This is a genomic window from Chitinibacter sp. SCUT-21 (assembly GCA_041874755.1).
Taxonomy (GTDB): Bacteria; Pseudomonadota; Gammaproteobacteria; order Burkholderiales; family Chitinibacteraceae; genus Chitinibacter.
In genome coordinates this window covers 2,178,535-2,199,180 of the sequence record CP102611.1, presented here as the reverse complement: position 1 = coordinate 2,199,180, position 20,646 = coordinate 2,178,535, and the positions used below count along the sequence as shown (strand labels likewise).

At 50.3% G+C, this 20,646-nt stretch carries 22 protein-coding genes; 5 read left to right on the top strand and 17 right to left on the bottom strand.

What is annotated here, in order from left to right:
- Positions 1-50 precede the first annotated feature (50 nt).
- Positions 51-455, bottom strand: coding sequence for a hypothetical protein (locus NT239_10275; GenBank protein ID XGA70175.1), 405 nt, complete (start codon positions 453-455; stop codon positions 51-53).
- Positions 456-645: 190 nt separating this feature from the next.
- On the opposite strand from NT239_10275, the gene NT239_10270 reads away from it, so the two are divergent.
- The 3 genes from NT239_10270 to NT239_10260 all read left to right on the top strand — a co-directional run bounded on the left by NT239_10270 (position 646) and on the right by NT239_10260 (position 3,921).
- Positions 646-1,959 carry an HD domain-containing protein gene (locus NT239_10270; GenBank protein XGA70174.1) on the top strand — a complete coding sequence of 438 codons (1,314 nt, stop codon included), beginning with the start codon at positions 646-648 and terminating at the stop codon, positions 1,957-1,959.
- 8 nt (positions 1,960-1,967) lie between these two features.
- A complete protein-coding gene (locus NT239_10265) occupies positions 1,968-2,486 on the top strand; it encodes a PAS domain-containing protein (protein ID XGA70173.1) in 519 nt (172 codons plus the stop codon).
- A 529-nt stretch (positions 2,487-3,015) separates the two neighbouring features.
- The gene (locus tag NT239_10260) at positions 3,016-3,921 is read left to right on the top strand and encodes a methyl-accepting chemotaxis protein (protein XGA72797.1); all 906 of its coding nucleotides are present in this window, start codon (positions 3,016-3,018) and stop codon (positions 3,919-3,921) included.
- A 369-nt stretch (positions 3,922-4,290) separates the two neighbouring features.
- Here the strand turns inward: NT239_10260 and NT239_10255 are convergent, their stop codons facing one another.
- The 3 genes from NT239_10255 to glnK all read right to left on the bottom strand — a co-directional run bounded on the left by NT239_10255 (position 4,291) and on the right by glnK (position 7,901).
- Positions 4,291-5,895, bottom strand: a complete 1,605-nt coding sequence (locus NT239_10255) for a methyl-accepting chemotaxis protein (GenBank protein ID XGA70172.1) — start codon at positions 5,893-5,895, stop codon at positions 4,291-4,293.
- A gap of 129 nt (positions 5,896-6,024) precedes the next feature.
- Positions 6,025-7,533, bottom strand: coding sequence for an ammonium transporter (amt, locus tag NT239_10250; protein ID XGA70171.1), 1,509 nt, complete (start codon positions 7,531-7,533; stop codon positions 6,025-6,027).
- 29 nt (positions 7,534-7,562) lie between these two features.
- On the bottom strand, positions 7,563-7,901 hold the full coding sequence (glnK, locus tag NT239_10245) for a P-II family nitrogen regulator (GenBank protein XGA70170.1): 339 nt from the start codon (positions 7,899-7,901) through the stop codon (positions 7,563-7,565).
- A 251-nt stretch (positions 7,902-8,152) separates the two neighbouring features.
- On the opposite strand from glnK, the gene NT239_10240 reads away from it, so the two are divergent.
- Together NT239_10240 and NT239_10235 are read left to right on the top strand one after the other, a co-directional pair.
- Positions 8,153-8,413 carry an accessory factor UbiK family protein gene (locus tag NT239_10240; protein XGA70169.1) on the top strand — a complete coding sequence of 87 codons (261 nt, stop codon included), beginning with the start codon at positions 8,153-8,155 and terminating at the stop codon, positions 8,411-8,413.
- 117 nt (positions 8,414-8,530) lie between these two features.
- The gene (locus NT239_10235) at positions 8,531-9,019 is read left to right on the top strand and encodes a GNAT family N-acetyltransferase (protein ID XGA70168.1); all 489 of its coding nucleotides are present in this window, start codon (positions 8,531-8,533) and stop codon (positions 9,017-9,019) included.
- A gap of 111 nt (positions 9,020-9,130) precedes the next feature.
- On the opposite strand, the gene NT239_10230 is transcribed toward NT239_10235, so the two are convergent.
- The 13 genes from NT239_10230 to mnmG all read right to left on the bottom strand — a co-directional run bounded on the left by NT239_10230 (position 9,131) and on the right by mnmG (position 20,571).
- Positions 9,131-9,559 carry a F0F1 ATP synthase subunit epsilon gene (locus NT239_10230; protein ID XGA70167.1) on the bottom strand — a complete coding sequence of 143 codons (429 nt, stop codon included), beginning with the start codon at positions 9,557-9,559 and terminating at the stop codon, positions 9,131-9,133.
- An 11-nt stretch (positions 9,560-9,570) separates the two neighbouring features.
- Positions 9,571-10,950 carry a F0F1 ATP synthase subunit beta gene (gene atpD, locus NT239_10225; GenBank protein XGA70166.1) on the bottom strand — a complete coding sequence of 460 codons (1,380 nt, stop codon included), beginning with the start codon at positions 10,948-10,950 and terminating at the stop codon, positions 9,571-9,573.
- A gap of 36 nt (positions 10,951-10,986) precedes the next feature.
- The gene (gene atpG / locus NT239_10220) at positions 10,987-11,865 is read right to left on the bottom strand and encodes a F0F1 ATP synthase subunit gamma (protein XGA70165.1); all 879 of its coding nucleotides are present in this window, start codon (positions 11,863-11,865) and stop codon (positions 10,987-10,989) included.
- 28 nt (positions 11,866-11,893) lie between these two features.
- On the bottom strand, positions 11,894-13,435 hold the full coding sequence (atpA, locus tag NT239_10215; GenBank protein XGA70164.1) for a F0F1 ATP synthase subunit alpha: 1,542 nt from the start codon (positions 13,433-13,435) through the stop codon (positions 11,894-11,896).
- 8 nt (positions 13,436-13,443) lie between these two features.
- A complete protein-coding gene (locus NT239_10210; protein XGA70163.1) occupies positions 13,444-13,980 on the bottom strand; it encodes a F0F1 ATP synthase subunit delta in 537 nt (178 codons plus the stop codon).
- 7 nt (positions 13,981-13,987) lie between these two features.
- The gene (locus NT239_10205; GenBank protein ID XGA70162.1) at positions 13,988-14,458 is read right to left on the bottom strand and encodes a F0F1 ATP synthase subunit B; all 471 of its coding nucleotides are present in this window, start codon (positions 14,456-14,458) and stop codon (positions 13,988-13,990) included.
- Between the two features lie 33 nt (positions 14,459-14,491).
- Positions 14,492-14,773, bottom strand: coding sequence for a F0F1 ATP synthase subunit C (atpE, locus tag NT239_10200; GenBank protein XGA70161.1), 282 nt, complete (start codon positions 14,771-14,773; stop codon positions 14,492-14,494).
- A gap of 97 nt (positions 14,774-14,870) precedes the next feature.
- Complete coding sequence (gene atpB / locus NT239_10195) at positions 14,871-15,665, bottom strand: F0F1 ATP synthase subunit A (GenBank protein XGA70160.1); 795 nt, start codon at positions 15,663-15,665, stop codon at positions 14,871-14,873.
- Positions 15,666-15,668: 3 nt separating this feature from the next.
- Positions 15,669-16,010: an ATP synthase subunit I gene (locus NT239_10190; protein ID XGA72796.1), complete on the bottom strand. Its 342-nt coding sequence runs from the start codon at positions 16,008-16,010 to the stop codon at positions 15,669-15,671.
- Between the two features lie 229 nt (positions 16,011-16,239).
- A complete protein-coding gene (locus tag NT239_10185; protein ID XGA70159.1) occupies positions 16,240-17,076 on the bottom strand; it encodes a ParB/RepB/Spo0J family partition protein in 837 nt (278 codons plus the stop codon).
- 67 nt (positions 17,077-17,143) lie between these two features.
- Positions 17,144-17,929: an AAA family ATPase gene (locus NT239_10180; GenBank protein XGA70158.1), complete on the bottom strand. Its 786-nt coding sequence runs from the start codon at positions 17,927-17,929 to the stop codon at positions 17,144-17,146.
- Between the two features lie 102 nt (positions 17,930-18,031).
- Complete coding sequence (rsmG, locus tag NT239_10175) at positions 18,032-18,682, bottom strand: 16S rRNA (guanine(527)-N(7))-methyltransferase RsmG (GenBank protein ID XGA70157.1); 651 nt, start codon at positions 18,680-18,682, stop codon at positions 18,032-18,034.
- Positions 18,679-20,571 (bottom strand): tRNA uridine-5-carboxymethylaminomethyl(34) synthesis enzyme MnmG, encoded by a 1,893-nt coding sequence (mnmG, locus tag NT239_10170; GenBank protein XGA70156.1) that lies wholly within the window; start codon positions 20,569-20,571, stop codon positions 18,679-18,681. The genes rsmG and mnmG overlap by 4 nt, the downstream gene beginning before the upstream one ends.
- Positions 20,572-20,646: the final 75 nt, after the last annotated feature.

Genomic DNA, 20,646 nt, shown 5'->3' with positions numbered 1-20,646 from the left:
GTATATCAATCAAGATCAATACTAGATTAACCCAGCATCATATACCCATCTTAGCGTGGTTGTGGATACGGCTTTTCATCGAGCTTTTCCCACAAGCTAGGTGCGCGATCAGGGCTCCAGCCCGCGCCTTTTTCGGCTTTATGGCTTTGCAAACAACGATACATGCGGCCGCGATAACTCGTCAGCTGGCCTTTGCTGTAGTTCATCCCTTCGCGCCAGCTACCATTGCCCGGCGCTTGTTCTTGCCAATCAATTTTTCGCCACAGAGACGCCACTGCTTCGGGGTTCCAATTCGCGCCTTTAGTTGCTTCATGGCCTTGCAGCGCTTCATACATTTGCCCGTGGTATTGCACTCGCACGCCTTTGGCGTAGTACACGCCTTCGCGCCACACGCCTGCGGCCAAAACCGAGGCACTCACCAATGCCGCCAAGATCCCAATGCCCAATTTTTTCATTATGTAATCCCTTCCCTTCGAAGCTTCAGAGTATCTCAATGATTTGCTGAATGAATAATGACAAAACTCACAGCAGTTTATCTAGGTCTTGTTTTACAGCAGAGAGACACAGTATTTACATTTTTTAATTGGGAGCACCGCCATTTTTTGACTAAAACAAATAGCATGCGACTCTATATTTAGGTTAATTATGTATAACCACGAAGTCACCGGCGACGCGATTTCAACGTTTCGCATTCGCCTTTTCGACATGATTTGCGCCTTGTCGACCGCGCTGGATTTACTGGACCCCGCCTTGGGCTCGCATCAAAAGCGCACCTGTCTAATTGCAGTCCATATCGCACGCAGCATGGGACTTGAAGACGAGGATTACCAAGATGTTTTTGGCGCGGCGATTTTCCATGATATTGGCGCAATTGGCCTGATTGATCGCCTGTCTATGCTTGATTTTGAAGAGCAGGACGCCCACACCCATGCTCGGATGGGGGCACAATTACTCTCACGCTTTCCCGGCTTTTATCGCTACGCACCACTCGTTAATTGTCATCATGTGCAATGGCAAAACGGCGAAGGTGAATATCATGACGGGCGCAAAGTACCGTTGATGAGCCATTTAATCTATTTGGCTGATCGCATCGAGGTATTAGCGCAAGGAAAAGACAATATTTTGGGTGCGGCACCCAGTATTGTGGCGCAAATTTGTGCCGCCAAAGGGCGCAAATTTCACCCCATGTTTGTCGATGCCTTCTGCCAAACTGCGCAGCAAGAGAGCTTCTGGCTGGATATTTTTTCGAAAAACCTCGACCGCATTCTGATGGATTTAGCGCCATTCGATAATATCGACCTCAATATGGAGCAAATGCTGCAATTTGCGCAGTTTTTTGCCTTGGTCATCGACTCGCGCAGCCATTTCACCGCAACGCACTCGGCGGGCGTGGCAATCACCGCTGAATCCATTGCCCGCAACTTAGGGATGAGCGAGCAAGAATGCATCAAATTACGCATGGCGGGCTATTTACACGACTTGGGCAAGTTAGCGATCCCCAGCGAATTGATCGAACGCCAAGGTAAGTTAGACCAGTGTGAAATGGCGCGTATTCGCTCGCACAGTTATTTAACGCTCGATATTCTGAGCATGATCAAAGGCCTTGAAGACGTCGCCGAATGGGCAGCTTGCCATCACGAACGGCTCGATGGCAGTGGCTACCCCTATCACCGCAAGGGTGCCGATTTATCGCTGGGAGCACGCATTGTGGCGGTTGCCGACGTGTATACCGCACTCACCGAGCAGCGCCCTTACCGCTCAGGTCTCGAACCTGAAGCCGTCTTGGCCATGCTCGATGAGCAACAGCGCCAAGGCAAACTAGACCCGCTGGTGATCAACGCATTACGCAGCAATTTAGCGACGATTGAAGCGGCTCGAATCCAAGCACAGCGGCAGGAAAGCTTAGATTTGGTCGAGTTTTGGCAAATGGCACACCAATCGCTGATTGCGACTGTTTGAGGTGCACGATGAAGAATCGAATTATTCCCACCAGCCATGAAAAATTGATGCGCGAGAACGATTTTATCGTTTCAAAAACCGATACCAAGGGGCGCATTACCTACGGCAACCGCATTTTTATTGAGTTTTCGGGCTATACCGAGCAAGAGCTACTCGGCGCGCAACACAATATTATTCGCCACCCCGATATGCCACGCGGCGTATTTAAATTTTTATGGGACACGATTGCCAGCGGGCAAGAAGTATTCGCCTACGTTAAAAACATGGCCAAAGATGGCAGCTTTTACTGGGTGCTCGCCAATGTGACGCCAGACTACGACAGCAACGGCAATATCGTTGGGTATCTATCTGTACGCCGCTGTCCAAAAAGATCTGCGGTCGATACCTGCACGGGTTTATATCAGAAAATGTTAGCCGCCGAGCAAGCAGCAGGGCCACGCGATGCGTGTAATGCCTCGCTGGCCATCCTCAATTCGCTATTACAACAACACGGGGTGAGCTATGAAGAACTTGTCCTTTCACTCTAGGGTCACCTTGGTGGTGATTTTTTTATGCAGCCTGCTTGGCATTAGCTTTTTAATTGATACCTTTATTCATGGTTTTAGTGTGTGGGCGACTTTGCCCTTATTGGGCGGCATCATTACAGGCCATCTATATGTATTGCGTTCGCGCACCGATTTGGCTTTGTTAAAACAAATTGAACGCGTTGCCAACGACGTCGCCGCAGGTAAAGTCGGTGGGCGTATTTTGCAAATTCCGAATATGGACGAGTTTGGCCGTATTAGCTGGGCGATCAACGACATGCTAGATCAACTTGAAGCCTGTTTTCGGGAACAGCAAACTACTTTGCAAATGGCCAGCCAAGGGCGTTTTTTCCGCAAAGCGCAGCCAGTCGGTTTGCACGGCGTATTTCGTGAAGCGCTCGATCGCACCAATCAATCGCTGGTCGTACTGGAAAAAAATGCCTTAAAAGAGCGCCGCAATGGGCTGCTGTCACAATTAGGCGAACTCAATACGCGCAACTTATTGGCTAATTTGGAAATGACGCAGGGCGATATGGTTGGGATTGCCAGCGCAACGGACGATCTGGCAGGACTTTCAAGCCAAAACGTTGCTGATGCGGAAGAAAGTCGCCAGCAGGTGATTCAGCTTATCAACACTTTAATGGCGATGATTGAGCATATAGATGAAACCAGCTCTGCCGTCGACGACTTTGGCACGCTAGCTGCGAAAGTGAGCTCTTCGGTCGGAATGATTGCTGATTTGTCAGACCAAACCAATTTATTGGCACTCAATGCGGCGATTGAAGCCGCGCGGGCCGGTGAGCAAGGGCGCGGCTTTGCCGTAGTAGCCGATGAAGTGCGCAAATTGGCCGAACGCAGCAAAATGGCCTCAGGTGAGATTGCGTCGGTGATGAATGATTTACAGGATAAAGCCGGCAGTATTAGTCGCGTTAGCAGCAGTATGCGGCAAATGGCGCATGAATCGGGTGAACACGTTAGCGGCATAGAGCAGCGATTTCAAACCAGCGAGCAGCGCGCAAAACAAGCTTTGCAGCGGATTGCCTACGTGCAAGACGTTTGCCATGCCTCGCAAGCCAAGGTGGAAATTTTGTACTTTAAACAAAATGGTTATATCAGCATTATGGGCGGTGATTTGGCGCGGCAAGCCAAACAGCATTTACAAATGCAAGCCAACGAAAGCGTGTTTGGCCTGTGGCACACTACGATTAGCCATAACCGCGATTACAATCAGTACAGCGCGTTTCGCGAGCTGGCCTCACCACAGCAACATTTGTACGAGGCGATGCATGAAGTACTGGCGCTTTCTGCTGGCAATTGGCCCGATGAGCCTGTACGCCAACAACAAATTCAGCACCAATTTCAATCTGTAGAACACGCCAGCCAGAAATTATTTCAATCACTGGATGCTTTGGTGCAGCAAAAACATCAACATGCTTGAATGGCAGGGTATATCAACAAATATTCTGATTTATATAGCACACAACTACATACCCAAAGCAAAACGGCAATGTTCTCATTGTGTGTTGATCAGTAATTCGCGATGAGTTTGGGGCTTGAATTCCCGTTAAAGCCAAGGCAGAAAGAGGAGTGAGACTAGGCATGCGACGAGAAAGCGTGGCGAACGCCGTGTCCTGAGGCCAGCACGGCGAGTCGATTTCGCTGCGGATCAGCAGCTCTTGCGTACTTCTCTTGGGCACTGAATATAAAAGATCTCAAGAGAAGTAAATCCCCGTTGCGGATGGCGACGGTAAACAACGATGCCAAAGGCACTAAGCACATTCATCAACAGGCATTGAGCACATTGTCACTAAAACCTAAATCGTGCGACCGCAGTTGCCAAGTCTTTGGCCTGCTGGTTGAAGTGTTTGGCCTGCTCGGCTGCCGAAGCAAAGGTGCTTAGATTTTCTTGGGCATTGCGCTCAATTTCATCGACATAGCGTGTTACGGCATTACTTTGCTCGGTTTGTATTGCCATAATCCGCAATAGATCATCCACCGCATGCACGACTTCTTGACTACTTTGAACGATCTGATTCATGGTGGATTCCGCACTTTCGGTCTCACTGAGCCCCTGATCTGCCAAGCTAACGTTTTGGCTCATCCCCTGCACCACTTGCACGGTTTGTTCACGTATCGTGCTAATTGCGGACACAATATCTTGCGTAGCCTGCGTCGTGCGTTCGGCTAGCTTGCGCACTTCATCCGCCACCACGGCAAAGCCACGCCCTTGCTCACCCGCCCGCGCGGCCTCAATCGCGGCATTGAGCGCCAGTAAATTAGTTTGTTCGGCAATTTCGCGAATACTAATTACCAAGCTTGAAATAGATTCCGTTTTATTACCCAACTGCTGCACCGCCGAGGCTGCGGTATTGATACCTCCCGCCAGGGTTTGCAAGCTAGCGGCCACCGTTTTTACCCGATCAATCCCAGCAGTAGCAAAATTACCGGCAGAGCGAGCCAAATCAATCGCGCCATGCGTACCATCATTCATTTGCTGCAAACCATCATGCGTTTGCACAATACTGTGCTGAATGCCCGACACGGCTTGATTCATGGATTCAGCCCGAATTAATAAATTCTGCACGCGAACATCCTGCCCTTGTGCCGATTGCGCTAATTGATCGGAGACTTGGCGAATCGCCGTCACTACGCTCTGCAACTGGCTTTGCATTTGTGACACACCCGCTAATACCGATTCAGGGTGACGATAGATAATTTTCTGACTCAGATCGCCCGCGCCAATTTGCCCCACCAATTGGCATAAATCAGTGGGCTCGATTTCTAGCGGTTGATAAATTTTTCGCGCAATCCACATTAGTGCTGCACAAACCAAAACCCCCACAATGCCAAATAATATGAAGTTACTCGCGGTCGTTTGTTGGAGGATCGTTTTTTCTTTCGCTTGAGCGTCTGCAAAAGCAGTTTGAATTTTTACATTATGCGTCTCAATTAGTTGGGATAAGGTCGACCCTGCCCCATCAATTTTGTCATCCATCGCGGCAAAAGCGGCTTCGTCCGCACGCGATTCAATTAAGTTTGGCAACTCAAGCAGAGTGGCTTGCTTTAACTGCGCAAATTGCACTCTCATTTGTTCTTGGACATTCTGATCGGCCACATGATTAAGGGCGGCCTCGATGCTCGCGGCAAGATTTTTACCTTCTTGGACCCGCTCGACCTGAACCTTGCCCTCGTCTTTATCAACGATATTATCCATCGCTAATAAGGTGATTTCGACGACTTGAGTACGCAATTGCTCAAGCACATTACTTTGATGCGCCAGCAAGCTCGCTTGATTAACTTGCTCAGAAATCTGGCGCTGATTAAGCCAGCTATTGACCGCTAAAGCGCATAAGCCTGCAATTACGGTCAAACCCAGAATAAACAGCCAATGCCGAATTTGGATTTGTTTCATTGCCGCACACTCCGCAGAGACTTAGAACTTTAATCTAGCAAATTACGCACAGCTTGCCGAAAAAAAACCCGCGGCATCCGACGATGCAGCGGGTCAATGAAGCTTTTACAGGACTAAACCCCAACTTTCTTACATGTTATATGCTTTCTCTCCGTGGCTCGTTACATCCAAGCCTTCGCGCTCTTCATCTTCTTTCACGCGCAGACCGATGGTCATATCCACCAGCTTGTAGGCAATGGCAGCAACAACGCCAGACCAAACAATGGTCACCACCACCCCAATTGCTTGGATCTTCACTTGCGTGGCAATGCTGTAGCCCGATGCAACACCATTGGCTACATAGTCCCACACGCCTGTGCCGCCTAAATCTGGGCTAGCAAAAACGCCGGTCAAAATCGCGCCCAAGATACCGCACACACCGTGCACACCAAATACGTCGAGAGAGTCATCGGCACCCAGCAGACGTTTCAGACCATGGACGCCCCACAAACCGGCAACACCAGCGATCAGACCCATTACTAGACCACCGCCAATACCGACAAAACCTGCCGCCGGCGTAATCACCACCAAACCGGCTACCGCACCTGATGCCGCACCCAGCAATGAAGGTTTGCCTTTTAAGATCCACTCAGCCACCAACCAGCTCATCGCTGCTGCTGCTGGTGCAACCCAAGTATTTACAAACGCTAACGCCGCAGTACCATTGGCTTCCAGCGCAGAGCCTGCATTGAAACCAAACCAGCCAAACCACAGCAATGATGCACCAATCATCGTCATCGTCAGGCTATGCGGTGTCATTGGGTCACGGCCGTAGCCAATGCGTTTGCCCACAAAGTAAGAACCGACCAACCCTGCTACCGCCGCATTGATGTGAACAACAGTACCGCCGGCAAAATCTAAAGCACCATCTTGGAACAAGAAACCAGCGGTTTTAGTCGCCGCTTCCGCTGCTGCTGCGTTGATGTAGGCATCAGGACCAGCCCAGTACCAAACCATGTGAGCAATTGGCAGGTAGCTGAAAGTAAACCAAATTACGCAGAACACCAGCACCGCAGAAAACTTGATACGTTCCGCAAATGAGCCCACGATCAAACCGCAAGTAATCGCAGCAAATGCACCTTGGAAGGCCACATAGATCAACTCAGAAATACCAATGCCTTTACTAAAAGTAGCTGCAATCGAATCTGGCGTTACACCAGCCAACAGTACCTTAGAGAAAGAACCAAAGAACGCATTGCCCTCTGTGAACGCCACACTGTAGCCGTAAAGCACCCACAGCACCGTGATTAAGCTAAACAGCGTAAACACTTGCATTAGCACCGAGAGCATATTTTTCGCCCGCACCAAGCCGCCGTAGAACAAAGCCAATCCTGGGATCGACATTAAAATCACCAAGGTCGTCGCAACGAATAACCAAGTATTGTCACCTTTATTAATCGTGATCGTGGGCGCTGCTGCAGGAGCTGCTTCCACTACCGATGCGCTTGAAGCATCAACGGCAGATGCAACCGCTGCTTTCACTTCACTAGCGACAACGGCTTCGACGCTCGATGCCACCGCAGATGCTTCTTCGGCAAAAGTCGGTGCAGCAAATAACATCGCCCCAAATAGAGCTAATGCGCTGAATAATTTTATCATTTTGCTTCTCTCCAGTACTCAATCAAGGCTTAAATAGCCGCTTCGCCTGTTTCGCTGGTACGAATGCGCACCACATGCGTTAACTCGTACACAAAAATTTTGCCATCACCAATTTTGCCAGTGTGCGCTGCTTTTTCGATGGCTTCGATCGCTTGATCAAGCAGATCATCGCTAATCGCAATTTCAACCTTCACCTTTGGTAAGAAATCGACCACGTATTCCGCGCCGCGGTAAAGCTCGGTATGCCCTTTCTGACGGCCGAAACCTTTTACTTCGGTAACAGTCAAACCTTGCACACCAATTTCTGAGAGTGCTTCTCGAACTTCATCAAGCTTAAAAGGCTTAATAATCGCAGCAACAAATTTCATGACTTGCTCCTTGATCACAGATTTCATTTGGACAGTTCAGTACCTAGCATAAAGCGTGCCAAGTAAATTTATCCAACAATATCAATGAAATATGACAATATGGTGCGTGAAGGGCACTACTTTGACACAGCATTAAAACGCCTCAGGAAGCTCAAGCACCATTTGTGTGCATCAATCTTCCCCTTGCAGCTTTCACGATCTGCTAAACTCATACACAGATGCTCAACACTTAGCCCGCCAAGGAGTAAGCCATGCTAAAAGATAAGTTTTTTGATGAAATCGCCGGCAAAATCTCAGACGCGATTGCTGCAAGCCCCGCCAAAGACATGGAAAAAAATGTCCGCGCCATGATGGGCAGCGCCTTCAATAAGCTCGATTTAGTGACTCGCGAAGAATTTGAGATTCAACAAGAAGTATTGGCCCGCACGCGCGAAACACTCACCCAGCTCGAAGCACGAGTGGCGGATCTTGAGTCACGATTACAAATGAATAACCCACAGGACGGGATCTAATCCGTTCCGGGCCTCTCGATTTACAACAGGCCTTAGCAAAACCGAGCTTATAGCTCGGTTTTTTTGTAACATTCAGTAAGCCAATCCACCTGTGAGCAAGTTGTGTTGATCGAGACTATGCCAGAAACTTCATTTTCCATTAGCAATGCGGGCATTTTAGATCTTGATGATCTGGCCCCTTTATTCACTGCATATCGCCAGTTTTACATTGAGACTTCGCTGCGCTATGCCAACTATTCGCAAGATGTTGAAGAAGCCCGTGCATTCTTGGCACAGCGTTTAAGCCAAGGCGATTCACGCTTGTACTTGGTGCGTGATACCGAAGGCAAAGCGATTGGCTTTACTCAGGTGTTTGAGAGTTTTTCGTCGATGAGTTTGTGCCGCTGCTGGGTACTCAACGATTTGTATGTGCTACCAGAACTGCGTGGTCAAAAAATTGGTGCCGCGCTGCTCGCGCACGTTGAGCGCGAAGCGAAAGCGATTGGGGTCGGCATGCTAACGATGCAAACTTCACCAGAAAATGTAAACGCGCATCGCCTGTACCAGAAAATGGGCTACATCCGTGAAATGGGTCATTTGCACTTCGTGCGCCGTTTAAATCAATAAGGGGTATTGACCTGCAACCAGCCACCAAAATGACCTACAAAGCAATACCCATAAAAAAACCAGCCCGTAGGCTGGTTTTTTGTTTCTTGCAAAACCATCGCAAAGCGATGATTAGTGGCCGCGCCGTTTGATCTTGTCGATGACAGCAAGTTTTGCAACTGCTTCGACCAATTCGGCCTGCGCCATGGCAAAGTCCATTGACGAAGCGTGATTGCGCAACGCTTCTTCTGCCTTGCGCTTCGCTTCTTGCGCTTTGGCTTCATCAATGTCTGCACCACGAATCGCAGTGTCGGCCAATACCGTAACCCCATCCGGCTGAACTTCGAGCATGCCACCTGATACAAACAGGATGACATCGTCTTCATTCGAGTTCGCGATCTTGATACGGATCGCGCCCGGGCGAATGCGGGTCAACAGCGGCGCGTGACGCGGCAAGATACCGATCTCACCCTTGTCGGCAGGCGCCGAGACAAACTCAGCGGTACCCGAGTAGATCAGCTCTTCAGCGCTAACTACGTCCACATGCATGGTCATGGCCATAGCTTAACCCCTTATTGCATTGATTTGGCTTTTTCGATCGCTTCTTCGATGCCGCCAACCATGTAGAAGGCCTGCTCTGGGAGGTGATCGTAATCGCCATTCAAGATGCCCTTGAAGCCCTTGAGGGTTTCTTTGAGCGGAACGTACTTGCCTGGTGAACCAGTAAATACCTCAGCAACATGGAACGGCTGAGACAAGAAACGTTGGATTTTACGAGCACGTGATACGGCCAGTTTGTCTTCTGGAGACAACTCGTCCATACCCAGAATCGCGATAATGTCTTGCAATTCTTTGTACTTTTGCAGCGTAGACTGAACACCACGTGCTACTGAGTAGTGTTCTTCACCAACCACTTGTGGATCCAGCTGACGTGAAGTTGAATCCAGTGGATCTACCGCAGGGTAGATACCCAAAGATGCAATGTCACGGCTCAATACAACTGTCGCGTCCAAGTGAGCGAACGTTGTAGCTGGAGACGGATCAGTCAAGTCATCCGCTGGTACGTATACGGCTTGAATCGACGTAATAGAACCAGTTTTGGTTGAAGTGATACGCTCTTGCAGAGCACCCATCTCTTCAGCCAATGTTGGCTGGTAACCTACCGCTGAAGGCATACGGCCCAACAGAGCGGAAACTTCAGTACCGGCCAGTGTGTAACGGTAGATGTTGTCTACGAAGAACAGGATGTCACGGCCTTCGTCACGGAATTGTTCCGCGATGGTCAAACCAGTCAACGCTACGCGCAAACGGTTGCCTGGAGGCTCATTCATCTGACCATAAACCATCGCCACTTTATCAAGAACGTTAGAGTCCTTCATTTCGTGGTAGAAGTCGTTACCCTCACGAGTACGCTCACCTACACCAGCGAACACAGACAAACCGCTGTGTGCTTTAGCGATGTTGTTGATCAATTCCATCATGTTTACGGTTTTGCCTACACCGGCACCACCGAACAGACCAACTTTACCACCCTTCGCAAACGGGCATACCAAGTCAATTACCTTGATACCTGTTTCCAAAAGGTCAATCGTTTGGTTCAACTCATCGAATTTCGGAGCAGTTTGGTGAATAGCGCGAGTTGCCTCAGCGTTCACAGGACCTGCTTCGTCGATTGGGTTGCCCAATACGTCCATAATACGGCCTAGCGTTGCTTTACCTACTGGCACCGAAATTGGTGCGCCAGTATTGTTTACGCTAGTACCACGTTTAATACCATCGGTAGTACCCATGGCAATGGCACGCACTACGCCGTCGCCGAGCTGTTGCTGAACTTCCAGCGTCAGGTCGATGTCGACTAGTTTGAGCGCGTCATACACCTTGGGCAGGTTGTCGCGTGGAAATTGCACGTCAACAACTGGTCCAATGATTTGTACGATTTTACCTTGGCTCATCGTTTTTCCTAATCCAGTTAATCCGTCAGGGCCCAATTAAACTGCTGCTGCACCAGATACGATTTCCGAAAGTTCTTTCGTAATCGCAGCTTGACGCGTTTTGTTGTACAGCAGTTGCAGGGAGCCGATCACCTTATCAGCGTTATCGGTTGCGGCCTTCATTGCGACCATACGAGCTGCATTTTCAGATGCCATGTTTTCCGCTACGGACTGGTAAACCAGTGCCTCGATATAGCGGTTCATCAAGTCATCGATCACAGTTTTCGCATCTGGCTCATACAGGTATTCCCAGTTATGAGTACGCGCAGGCTTGTTAGCCGGCTCAAATGTTTCGCTCGATAATGGCAACAATTGCTCAAGCACTGGCTCTTGTTTCATCGTATTGACGAAACGCGTGTAAGCGATATGAACTTCATCCACTTCACCAGCGATATAAGCATCGATCATTACTTTGATCGGGCCAATCAGCTGTTCCAGGTGTGGGGTATCACCAAGACCAACAACGGAAGATACAAGCTTCGCGCCGTTGCGGTTCATAAACCCATAACCCTTATTGCCGATTGCAGTTACAACCGTCTCAACGCCTTTTTGATGCCAGTCTTTCATATTATTGAAAGCCAGACGCAGCGAGTTGGTGTTCAAACCACCACACAAGCCTTTGTCTGAGGTCACCATAATCAGGCCAACCCGTTTGACGGTTTCGCGCTTTTGGAGATATGGGTGCTGATAGTCGACAAGAGCTTGGCTCAGGTGGGCGGCCACGCTACGGATTTTTTCACCGTAGGGGCGGGCCGCTTTCATACGTTCCTGAGCCTTGCGCATTTTCGACGTGGCAACCATTTCCATGGCGCGGGTGATCTTCTGCGTATTTTTTACGCTTTTGATCTTGGTACGAATCTCTTTACCGCCTGCCATGATCTGATCCTTTTATCTACGTCTCAAATCAGTAAGCAGCGCCGGCCTTGAAGGACTCCGCAGCTTTCAGGATGGCCGCTTCGTCTTCAGAAGAAAGTTCACCTTTCTCATCAACGCGTGCCAATACATCAGCGTGGTTAGCCTTGAGGTGGCTCAAGAACGCAGCTTCGAATGCCAGAGCACGGTCAACTGCAACATCAGCAAATACGCCTTTGTTGATCAGCAACAGGGTCACGCCCAATTCGCCGACTTTCAGTGGGCTGTACTGAGCTTGTTTCATCAACTCAGTGACCAACTTACCGTTTTCCAACTGTTTACGAGTCGCTTCGTCCAAGTCAGACGCGAACTGTGCAAACGCAGCCAATTCACGGTACTGAGCCAGAGCCAGACGTACACCGCCACCCAATTTCTTGATGACTTTAGTCTGAGCCGCGCCACCTACACGTGATACCGAAATACCCGCGTTCATCGCTGGGCGAATACCCGCGTTGAACAAGTCAGTTTCCAAGAAGATCTGACCGTCAGTAATCGAAATTACGTTCGTTGGTACGAATGCAGATACGTCACCTGCTTGGGTTTCAATGATAGGCAATGCAGTCAAAGAACCAGTTTTGCCTTTCACAGCGCCGTTAGTCAATTTCTCAACTTCATCAGCGTTGATACGCGCAGCGCGCTCAAGCAGACGAGAGTGGAGATAGAATACGTCACCCGGGAAGGCTTCACGACCTGGTGGACGACGCAACAGCAACGAAATTTGACGGTAAGCAACAGCTTGCTTAGACAAATCATCGTAAACGATCAATGCGTCTTCACCGCGATCGCGGAAGAATTCACCCATCGTGCAACCAGAGTATGCCGCGATGTATTGCAGAGCAGCAGATTCAGAAGCGGCAGCAGCAACCACGATAGTGTGAGCCAATGCGCCGTGCTCTTCCAATTTACGAACCACGTTCGCAATCGAAGAAGCTTTCTGACCGATCGCAACGTAGATACACGTTACGCCAGTGCCTTTCTGGTTGATGATCGCGTCCAATGCAACGGCAGTTTTACCGGTTTGACGGTCACCAATGATCAACTCACGCTGACCACGACCAACTGGAACCATAGTATCGATTGATTTGATACCGGTTTGCAGTGGTTGAGATACAGATTGACGAGCAATTACGCCTGGCGCAATTTTTTCGATCGGAGCTGATTCGGTAGTGCCCAAAGGACCTTTACCGTCGATAGGCTGACCCAACGCGTTAACAACGCGGCCAACCAACTCACGACCCACTGGAACTTCCAGAATGCGGCCAGTACATTTAACCTCATCACCTTCGGCGATGTGTTTGTAGTCACCCAAAATTACGGCACCAACAGAATCGCGCTCCAAGTTAAGCGCCAAACCGTAGGTATTACCCGGGAATTCCAGCATCTCGCCTTGCATAACTTCAGACAAGCCGTGCACGCGCACGATACCGTCAGTTACCGACACTACAGTACCAGTCGTGCTAGCCTGTGCGCCTTGTGGCAGATTCTGGATCCGAGCTTTAATCAGTTCACTGATTTCGGACGGATTAAGTTGCATGATTTCTCCTAACTCTTCAGGCTCGTTGCAAGAGCAGTTAATTTGCCACGTACAGAGGCATCAATAACCAGATCACCAATGGTAACCTTCACACCACCGATCAGATCGGGGTTCACGGTCACATCGGCTGTGATCTTGCGCTTGAGTTGCTGATTGAGCGTAGCCGTCAGTTCGGCCAGTTGGGCATCAGTCACAGCAAAAGCAGATTCGATGTGCGCTTGCGCTACACCTTCATCTGCCGCTTTCAGTTCTTCGAAAAGGTCAGCAACCGCCGGTAGGGCTGTGAAGCGACCATTTTCAATTACTGTTGCCAGGAAGTTTTTAACCTCTGCGTTAGCATCAACGCCCAGGAGCCCGACCAACAGCTCCTGAACCTGAGTTGCAGAACACTTTGGATTAGCCACTACGTCAAGGGCATCCTTGCTACCTGCGATAGTCGCGAGGTTGGCAAGCACGTCCGACCAGAGAGACAAGGTATTGCTCTCTTTGGCCAAGCGGAATACCGCTTCAGCATAGGGTCTAGCGACGGTTATTAGTTCTGCCATGACTGTCTTACAATTCCGCTTTGATAGATGTCAGCATATCAGCATGCTTCGCAGCGTCGACTTCGCGCTGCAGAATCTTCTCAGCACCGGCAACGGCTAAAGTAGCCACTTGCTGACGCAAAGTTTCTTTTGCATGTTGAATTTGCTGCTCGATTTCACCTTGAGCACCAGCGATCAGGCGTTCGCCTTCAACTTTGGCATTGCTCTTAGCTTCTTCGACGAGTTGTGCAGCACGCTTTTCAGCCTGTGCAATGATCTCAGCTGCTTGTTGCTTAGCTTCACGCAGTTTGTCTGCTGATTTTTTCTCAGCATTCTCAAGATCTTGCTTTGCGCGATCAGCTGCAGCCAAGCCATCAGCGATGCGCTTGGCACGCTCATCCATCATCTTGGTCAGCGGAGGCCAAACAAATTTCATCGTGAAGTAGATCAGGATCGCAAAAGTGATCATCTGACCCACAAGAGACATATTAAATTCCACGCTGAATGTCCTCCTTAAAGGCTGATCAAAGGATTAGTGAGCAGCAGTCAGGGCAGCAAGGAATGGGTTGTTGAAGGTGTAAAGCATTGCAACACCAACGCCGATCATAGAGATCGCGTCCAACAGACCAGCAATAATGAACAGTTTAGTTTGCAAAACTGGGATCATTTCTGGTTGACGAGCAGAAGACTCGAGGAATTTACCGCCGAGAATCGCGAAACCGAGTGCAGTGCCGATCGCAGCCAGACCAATGATGATCGCAGCAGCGATTACAGTCATGCCTTGTACGGAAGCAATTACTTCAGGTGCAGCCATTTTGATACTCCTAAGGTTTAAATCAAAAGTTACTAGGTTGGGTAAATCTTTGTCCGACGTCGTGCACCCAACCGACACACGCCACCGGACAGAAATCTTAGTGGTCTTCTACAGCCAAGCTCAGGTAAACGATGGTCAACATCATGAATACGAAGGCTTGCAGCGTTACAACCAGAATGTGGAAGATCGCCCATGGTGCGCCCAGCACCCAGTTGATCCACCATGGCAACAAGGCGATCAAGATGAAGATCAACTCACCGGCGTACATGTTACCGAACAGACGCAGTGCCAGAGAGATTGGTTTAGCTGCCAACTCGATCAATTGGAACGCGAAGTTAACTGGCGCCAAAATGATCGTCATTACCAAACCATCAGCGTGGAAAGGCGCAGTGAACAACTCTTTAATCCAGCCAAACAATCCTTTAGCAGAAATCGAGAAGCCAACGATCAGCAACATCACAGTTAAAGACATTGCAAATGTTTGGTTTACGTCAGCAGTCGGTACAACACGCAAGTAAACGTGGTGAGGATCAGCACCAAAGAAAGTGTAACCAATCCATTGCGCAGCCATTGGCAACAAATCAACTGGCAAGAAGTCCATCGCGTTCATCAAGAACACCCAGCAGAAAATCGTCAAGCTCAATGGGCCGATGACTTTAGATTTAGCGTGGAATGCGTCCTTGATCTGGCTATCAACCATTTCAACGATCAATTCTACAAAGTTTTGCAAACGACCTGGCACACCTGGAGTTGCTTTCTTAGCTACGTAAGCAAACAAACCGACAAAAGCCAGACCCAAAATCAGCGCAATCCAAAAGGTATCCAGGTGGACGCCGGCGGATTTGGCATGGGTCAAATGGTGCTGGATATAACTAGTTGCATCTTGTGCCATGATCTACTTTTTACCATCAAATTGAATTAAAAGCCCAAACCAGTAGGCGCTGGCGGCTGCGAGGTATCCAACAAATACCCACAACCAAGCTGCCTGCCGATACAAAACAAATAACGCCGCAAAGCTCAGCAACGTCACACAAAGCTTGGCCATCTCTGCAGCAAAGTGGCGGCGCATAATTTCAGCGGGGGGCGCAAACTTCAAACCACCAATCGCACCGTATGCAATTACTGCATAGAGTACGCTGCCAAAAACTGCGATAACACCACCCAATCCACTTGCAATTGCTGCCGATCGTCCCAAAATAAGGAGGAGCGCTACAGCGAGTACTACGGTGATCGCCACCTGCAAGCGAATCACGCCCCGAATCTGTGCAGTCCTAACCATCATTCCACCATCAGCGAAACCCCGCGATTATACGGAGTAGATTTGCCCTACGTCAATTTTACACATTGACTTTACGGCATTTATTTTCGAATTCATGCCGAACGGGTAAAACAAAAAATCATTCTTTTCAATGCAGTAAAGATTAATTCAGCAAGCAACCCAGTTTTGGTGCATTCCATGCACTAACTTACATTCTGGCGAGCAAAGCTTCGAGTTGTGCCTGATTGGCAAACTCAATCGTGATTTTGCCCTGCCCTTTCTTGCTCGCTTGAATCTGAACCTTGGTCCCCAGACGATTCGAAAGGTTCTGCTGATGCGCGATTATTTTTGGATCAACCTGCGGCTCGGGCTTAATCTGTGGTTCGGCCAGCATTTTCTTAACGAGGTTTTCCACCTCACGCACTGACATGGCCTTGAGCACGACCAAGCGGGCCGCCTCAAGCTGCGCTCCTTCGGCCAACGGCAGCAAGGCACGTGCGTGCCCCATATCCAAATCTCCAGCCATCAGCAGCTCGCGCACTTCAGCTTGCAAATTCAGCAGGCGCAATAAATTAGCAACCGCAGAACGCGATTTACCCAGTGCTTGCGCTGCGGCCTCTTGCGTCAAACCAAACTCGTCGACCAAGCGTTGAATGCCGATCGCTTCTTCCAGTGGATTGAGATTTTCGCGTTGAATATTTTCGATCAGCGCCATCGCCAGCGCCGCTTCGTCGGCAATTTCACGCACCAAAGCGGGGATTTCACTCAAACCTGCGCGTTGCGCTGCGCGCCAGCGGCGCTCACCAGCGATAATCTCAAAGCGATCTAAACCGATTTCTCGCACCAAAATGGGCTGCATCAAACCTTGCGCGCGGATTGAGTTCGCCAACTCTTCCAGCGCCTCTTCATTCATCAAGGTCCGCGGCTGATATTTGCCCGGCTGTAATTGTTCAACACCTAGGGTTTTCAGTTCATCACCGAGTGCTGGCTCGCCCATTAGCGCGTCCAGACCACGGCCCAAGCCTTTGAATTTCTTACTCACCATGGTAATTCCACTGATTAGTTATTGGGGTATTTACTGCTAGAGCAATCTGCAACTAGCCTGCAGCGCATTACATCACAGGCATTGCCTGTTGCTCACCGTGTCGAGCGAGCAATTCTTCGGCCAAGGCCAAATAGGCTTGTGCGCCTTTCGATGATTTGTCGTAGGCCAAAATTGGGCGACCATAACTCGGTGCTTCGGCCAAGCGCACATTGCGCGGGATCACCGTGTGATAAAGCTTGCTGGTGAAGTGCTTAACGAGTTGATCCGACACTTGCTGCGCCAAAGTCGAGCGCGGGTCAAACATCGTGCGCAGCAAACCTTCAATTTCGATTTTGCGATTGAGGTTCTGCTTAATGCGCTTGAGGGTATTCACTAAATCGGACAAGCCTTCGAGCGCATAATATTCGCACTGCATTGGAATCATTACCGCATCGGCAGCGACCAAACCATTGAGCGTCAATAAATTAAGCGCCGGCGGACAATCGAGAATCACAAAATCATACTGCCCTGCCACTTGCGCCAACGCCACTTTCAGGCGCGTTTCGCGCGCGTCGGCATCGACTAACTCGACTTCGGCGCCAGCCAGATCGCGGCTGGCGGGCAGGACATCAAATCCACCCGATTCAGAATTGAGTACCGCTTGACTCATTTGCGACTCGCCAATCAGCAAAGAATACACAGAATGGCGCAGCTTGGTTTTATCGATGCCGGCGCCCATCGTCGCGTTAGCTTGCGGATCAAGATCAACCAAGAGCACGCGTTTGCCCAAATGAGCCAAACTCGCCGCGAGATTGACGGCCGTCGTCGTTTTACCGACCCCGCCCTTCTGATTCGCAATGGCTAAAATTTTCATTGATTCTTCCCTACTCGCGCACGATTTGCGGCAAAGCCGATAGTTTACCTGCAGATCATGACTTTTTGATCGTCATCTGCCGCCCTATCGGCTCAACGTTGCTTAAACGACTTTGCGAATATGGACTAAATGGCGTTCGGCTTCGAGCCCCGGCACTTGCAAAGCATCGACATGATCGACGTATACGCTGGCAGGCATTTGTGCGATTTCCTCGTAAGGATATACCCCTTTGAGCGCCGCCCACTCGCCACCATCTGCCAGTAAATGTTCGGTCCAACGGATGAAATCGTTCAGGTCAGCAAAGGCGCGTGAGGTAATCACGTCAAATTTTGCCTCCGGCTGCACCGCCTCAACGCGACCGGTGATGATGCTGACGTTCGGCAATTGCAATTCCAAAATTGCTTGACGCAAGAAAGTCGTTTTCTTGTGATTGGAATCGAGCAAGGTCAGTTGCCAATCAGGGCGCGCAATCGCAAACGGAATACCCGGCGTGCCAAAACCCGAGCCAACGTCAACCATGCACAGCGCGCTTTCTGGCAAGTATTTCAGCGGCGCCAATGAATCGAGCAAGTGGTGTGTCACCATGCGCTCTGGCTCGCGAATCGCGGTCAGGCTGTAGGTTTTATTCCATTTTTGCAGCAAGGCCACATAGGCGAGCAATTTTTCTTGTTGCGGCTCGCTTAAGGCAAGGCCCATTGCCGCCAAGCCTTGGCTCAGCATCGTTGCCAGATTATTGTCGATCACTGTGCTCATTTTGCTTCCTTGTCCAACATGCGGCTTTTCTTGATGTACACAACCAATAGCGCGATCGCAGCGGGCGTTACGCCCGAAATGCGCGACGCGATCCCGAGTGTTTGCGGGCGCTGCGTGCTGAGTTTTTGCTGAATTTCTTTCGACAAGCCTGGCACTTGCGTGAAATCGAAACCCTCTGGCAACTCAACGTCTTCCAACGTATCGCGTTTGGCCACTTCGCCTTGCTGACGCTCGATATAACCTTGGTACTTCACCTGAATTTCAATCTGCTCGGCGACTTTTTCGTCACTCACGCCCGGGCCAGCCACTTCCAAGCTCATCAGGCTTTGATAAGTCACTTCAGGGCGGCGCAGCAAATCGGCCAGCGTGTATTCGCGCTCAATCGCTTTACCGAGAACGCGCTCTGCTTCGGCGGCGGCCAGAATGCGGGGGTTAACCCACGTTGATTTTAGGCGCTCGAATTCTTTGGCGATCGACTCGCGTTTTTCACTGAATAACTTCCATTGTTCGTCGCCAACCAAACCCAGGCGGCGGCCGTGTTCGGTTAAACGCAAATCAGCGTTGTCTTCGCGCAGCTGCAAGCGGAACTCGGCGCGGCTGGTAAACATACGGTATGGCTCGGTAACGCCCTTGGTGATTAGGTCATCGACCAATACCCCTAGGTATGCTTCATCGCGACCCGGACACCACGGCGCTTCATCACGCGCATACAGCGCGGCGTTCAAACCGGCAAACAAACCTTGCGCTGCGGCTTCTTCGTAACCGGTCGTGCCGTTAATTTGACCAGCAAAATACAGGCCTTTGATCGCTTTCGATTCAAAAGTGTTTTTCAGCGCGCGCGGGTCGAAATAATCGTATTCAATCGCGTAGCCTGGACGCAGAATGCGTGCGTTTTCCAAGCCTTCAATCGACTGCAAAGCTGCGAGCTGAATATCAAACGGCAAGCTAGTCGAAATGCCATTTGGATAGAATTCGTTGGTATCAAGGCCTTCGGGCTCAAGGAAAATCTGGTGGCTTTCTTTGTCGGCAAAACGGTTGATTTTATCTTCGATACTTGGGCAATAACGCGGGCCTACGCCTTCGATTTTGCCGGTAAACATCGGGCTGCGATCAAAACCGCTCCGGATAATGTCGTGCGTTTTTAGATTGGTATGCGCGATCCAGCACGGCAATTGTTTCGGGTGCATGTCGCGCGTACCGCGCAAGGAGAACACCGGCTCTGGCGTGTCGCCCGGCTGAATGCCGAGCACGTCAAAATTAATTGTGCGGCCATCAATGCGCGGCGGCGTGCCAGTTTTCAAGCGGCCCACCGGTAATTGCAATTCGCGCAGCTTTTGCGACAAGGTAATCGACGCTGGATCGCCAGCGCGACCGCCAACGTGATTTTCGAGGCCAACGTGAATCTTGCCGCCAAGGAAAGTCCCTGCCGTTAGCACCACGGCGCTGGCGCGAAACTCGATGCCGATTTGCGTAACTGCGCCAACGACTTTGTCGCCGTCCAGAATCAGGTCATCCACCGCTTGCTGGAATAGGTCGAGGTTTTCTTGGTTTTCCAGCATATGGCGGATCGCGGCTTTGTAGCGTACACGGTCAGCCTGCGCGCGCGTCGCGCGAACCGCTGGGCCTTTGCTGGAGTTCAGTGTTTTAAACTGGATACCGCTCATATCGGTCGCCAAGGCCATCGCGCCACCGAGCGCGTCCACTTCCTTGACCAAATGGCCTTTGCCAATCCCGCCAATCGACGGGTTGCAGCTCATCTGCCCAAGCGTCTCGATATTGTGCGTCAGCAGCAAAGTTTTGCGGCCCATGCGCGCGCTGGCGAGCGCAGCTTCGGTGCCGGCATGGCCGCCACCAACAACAATCACATCATAACGAGTAGGGTAAAGCATGGCACACGGCCCCAAACAGCGGTAAAGGGGCAATATTCTACGCCAAAACAGGTACTTGGGTAAGCATGATAGTTA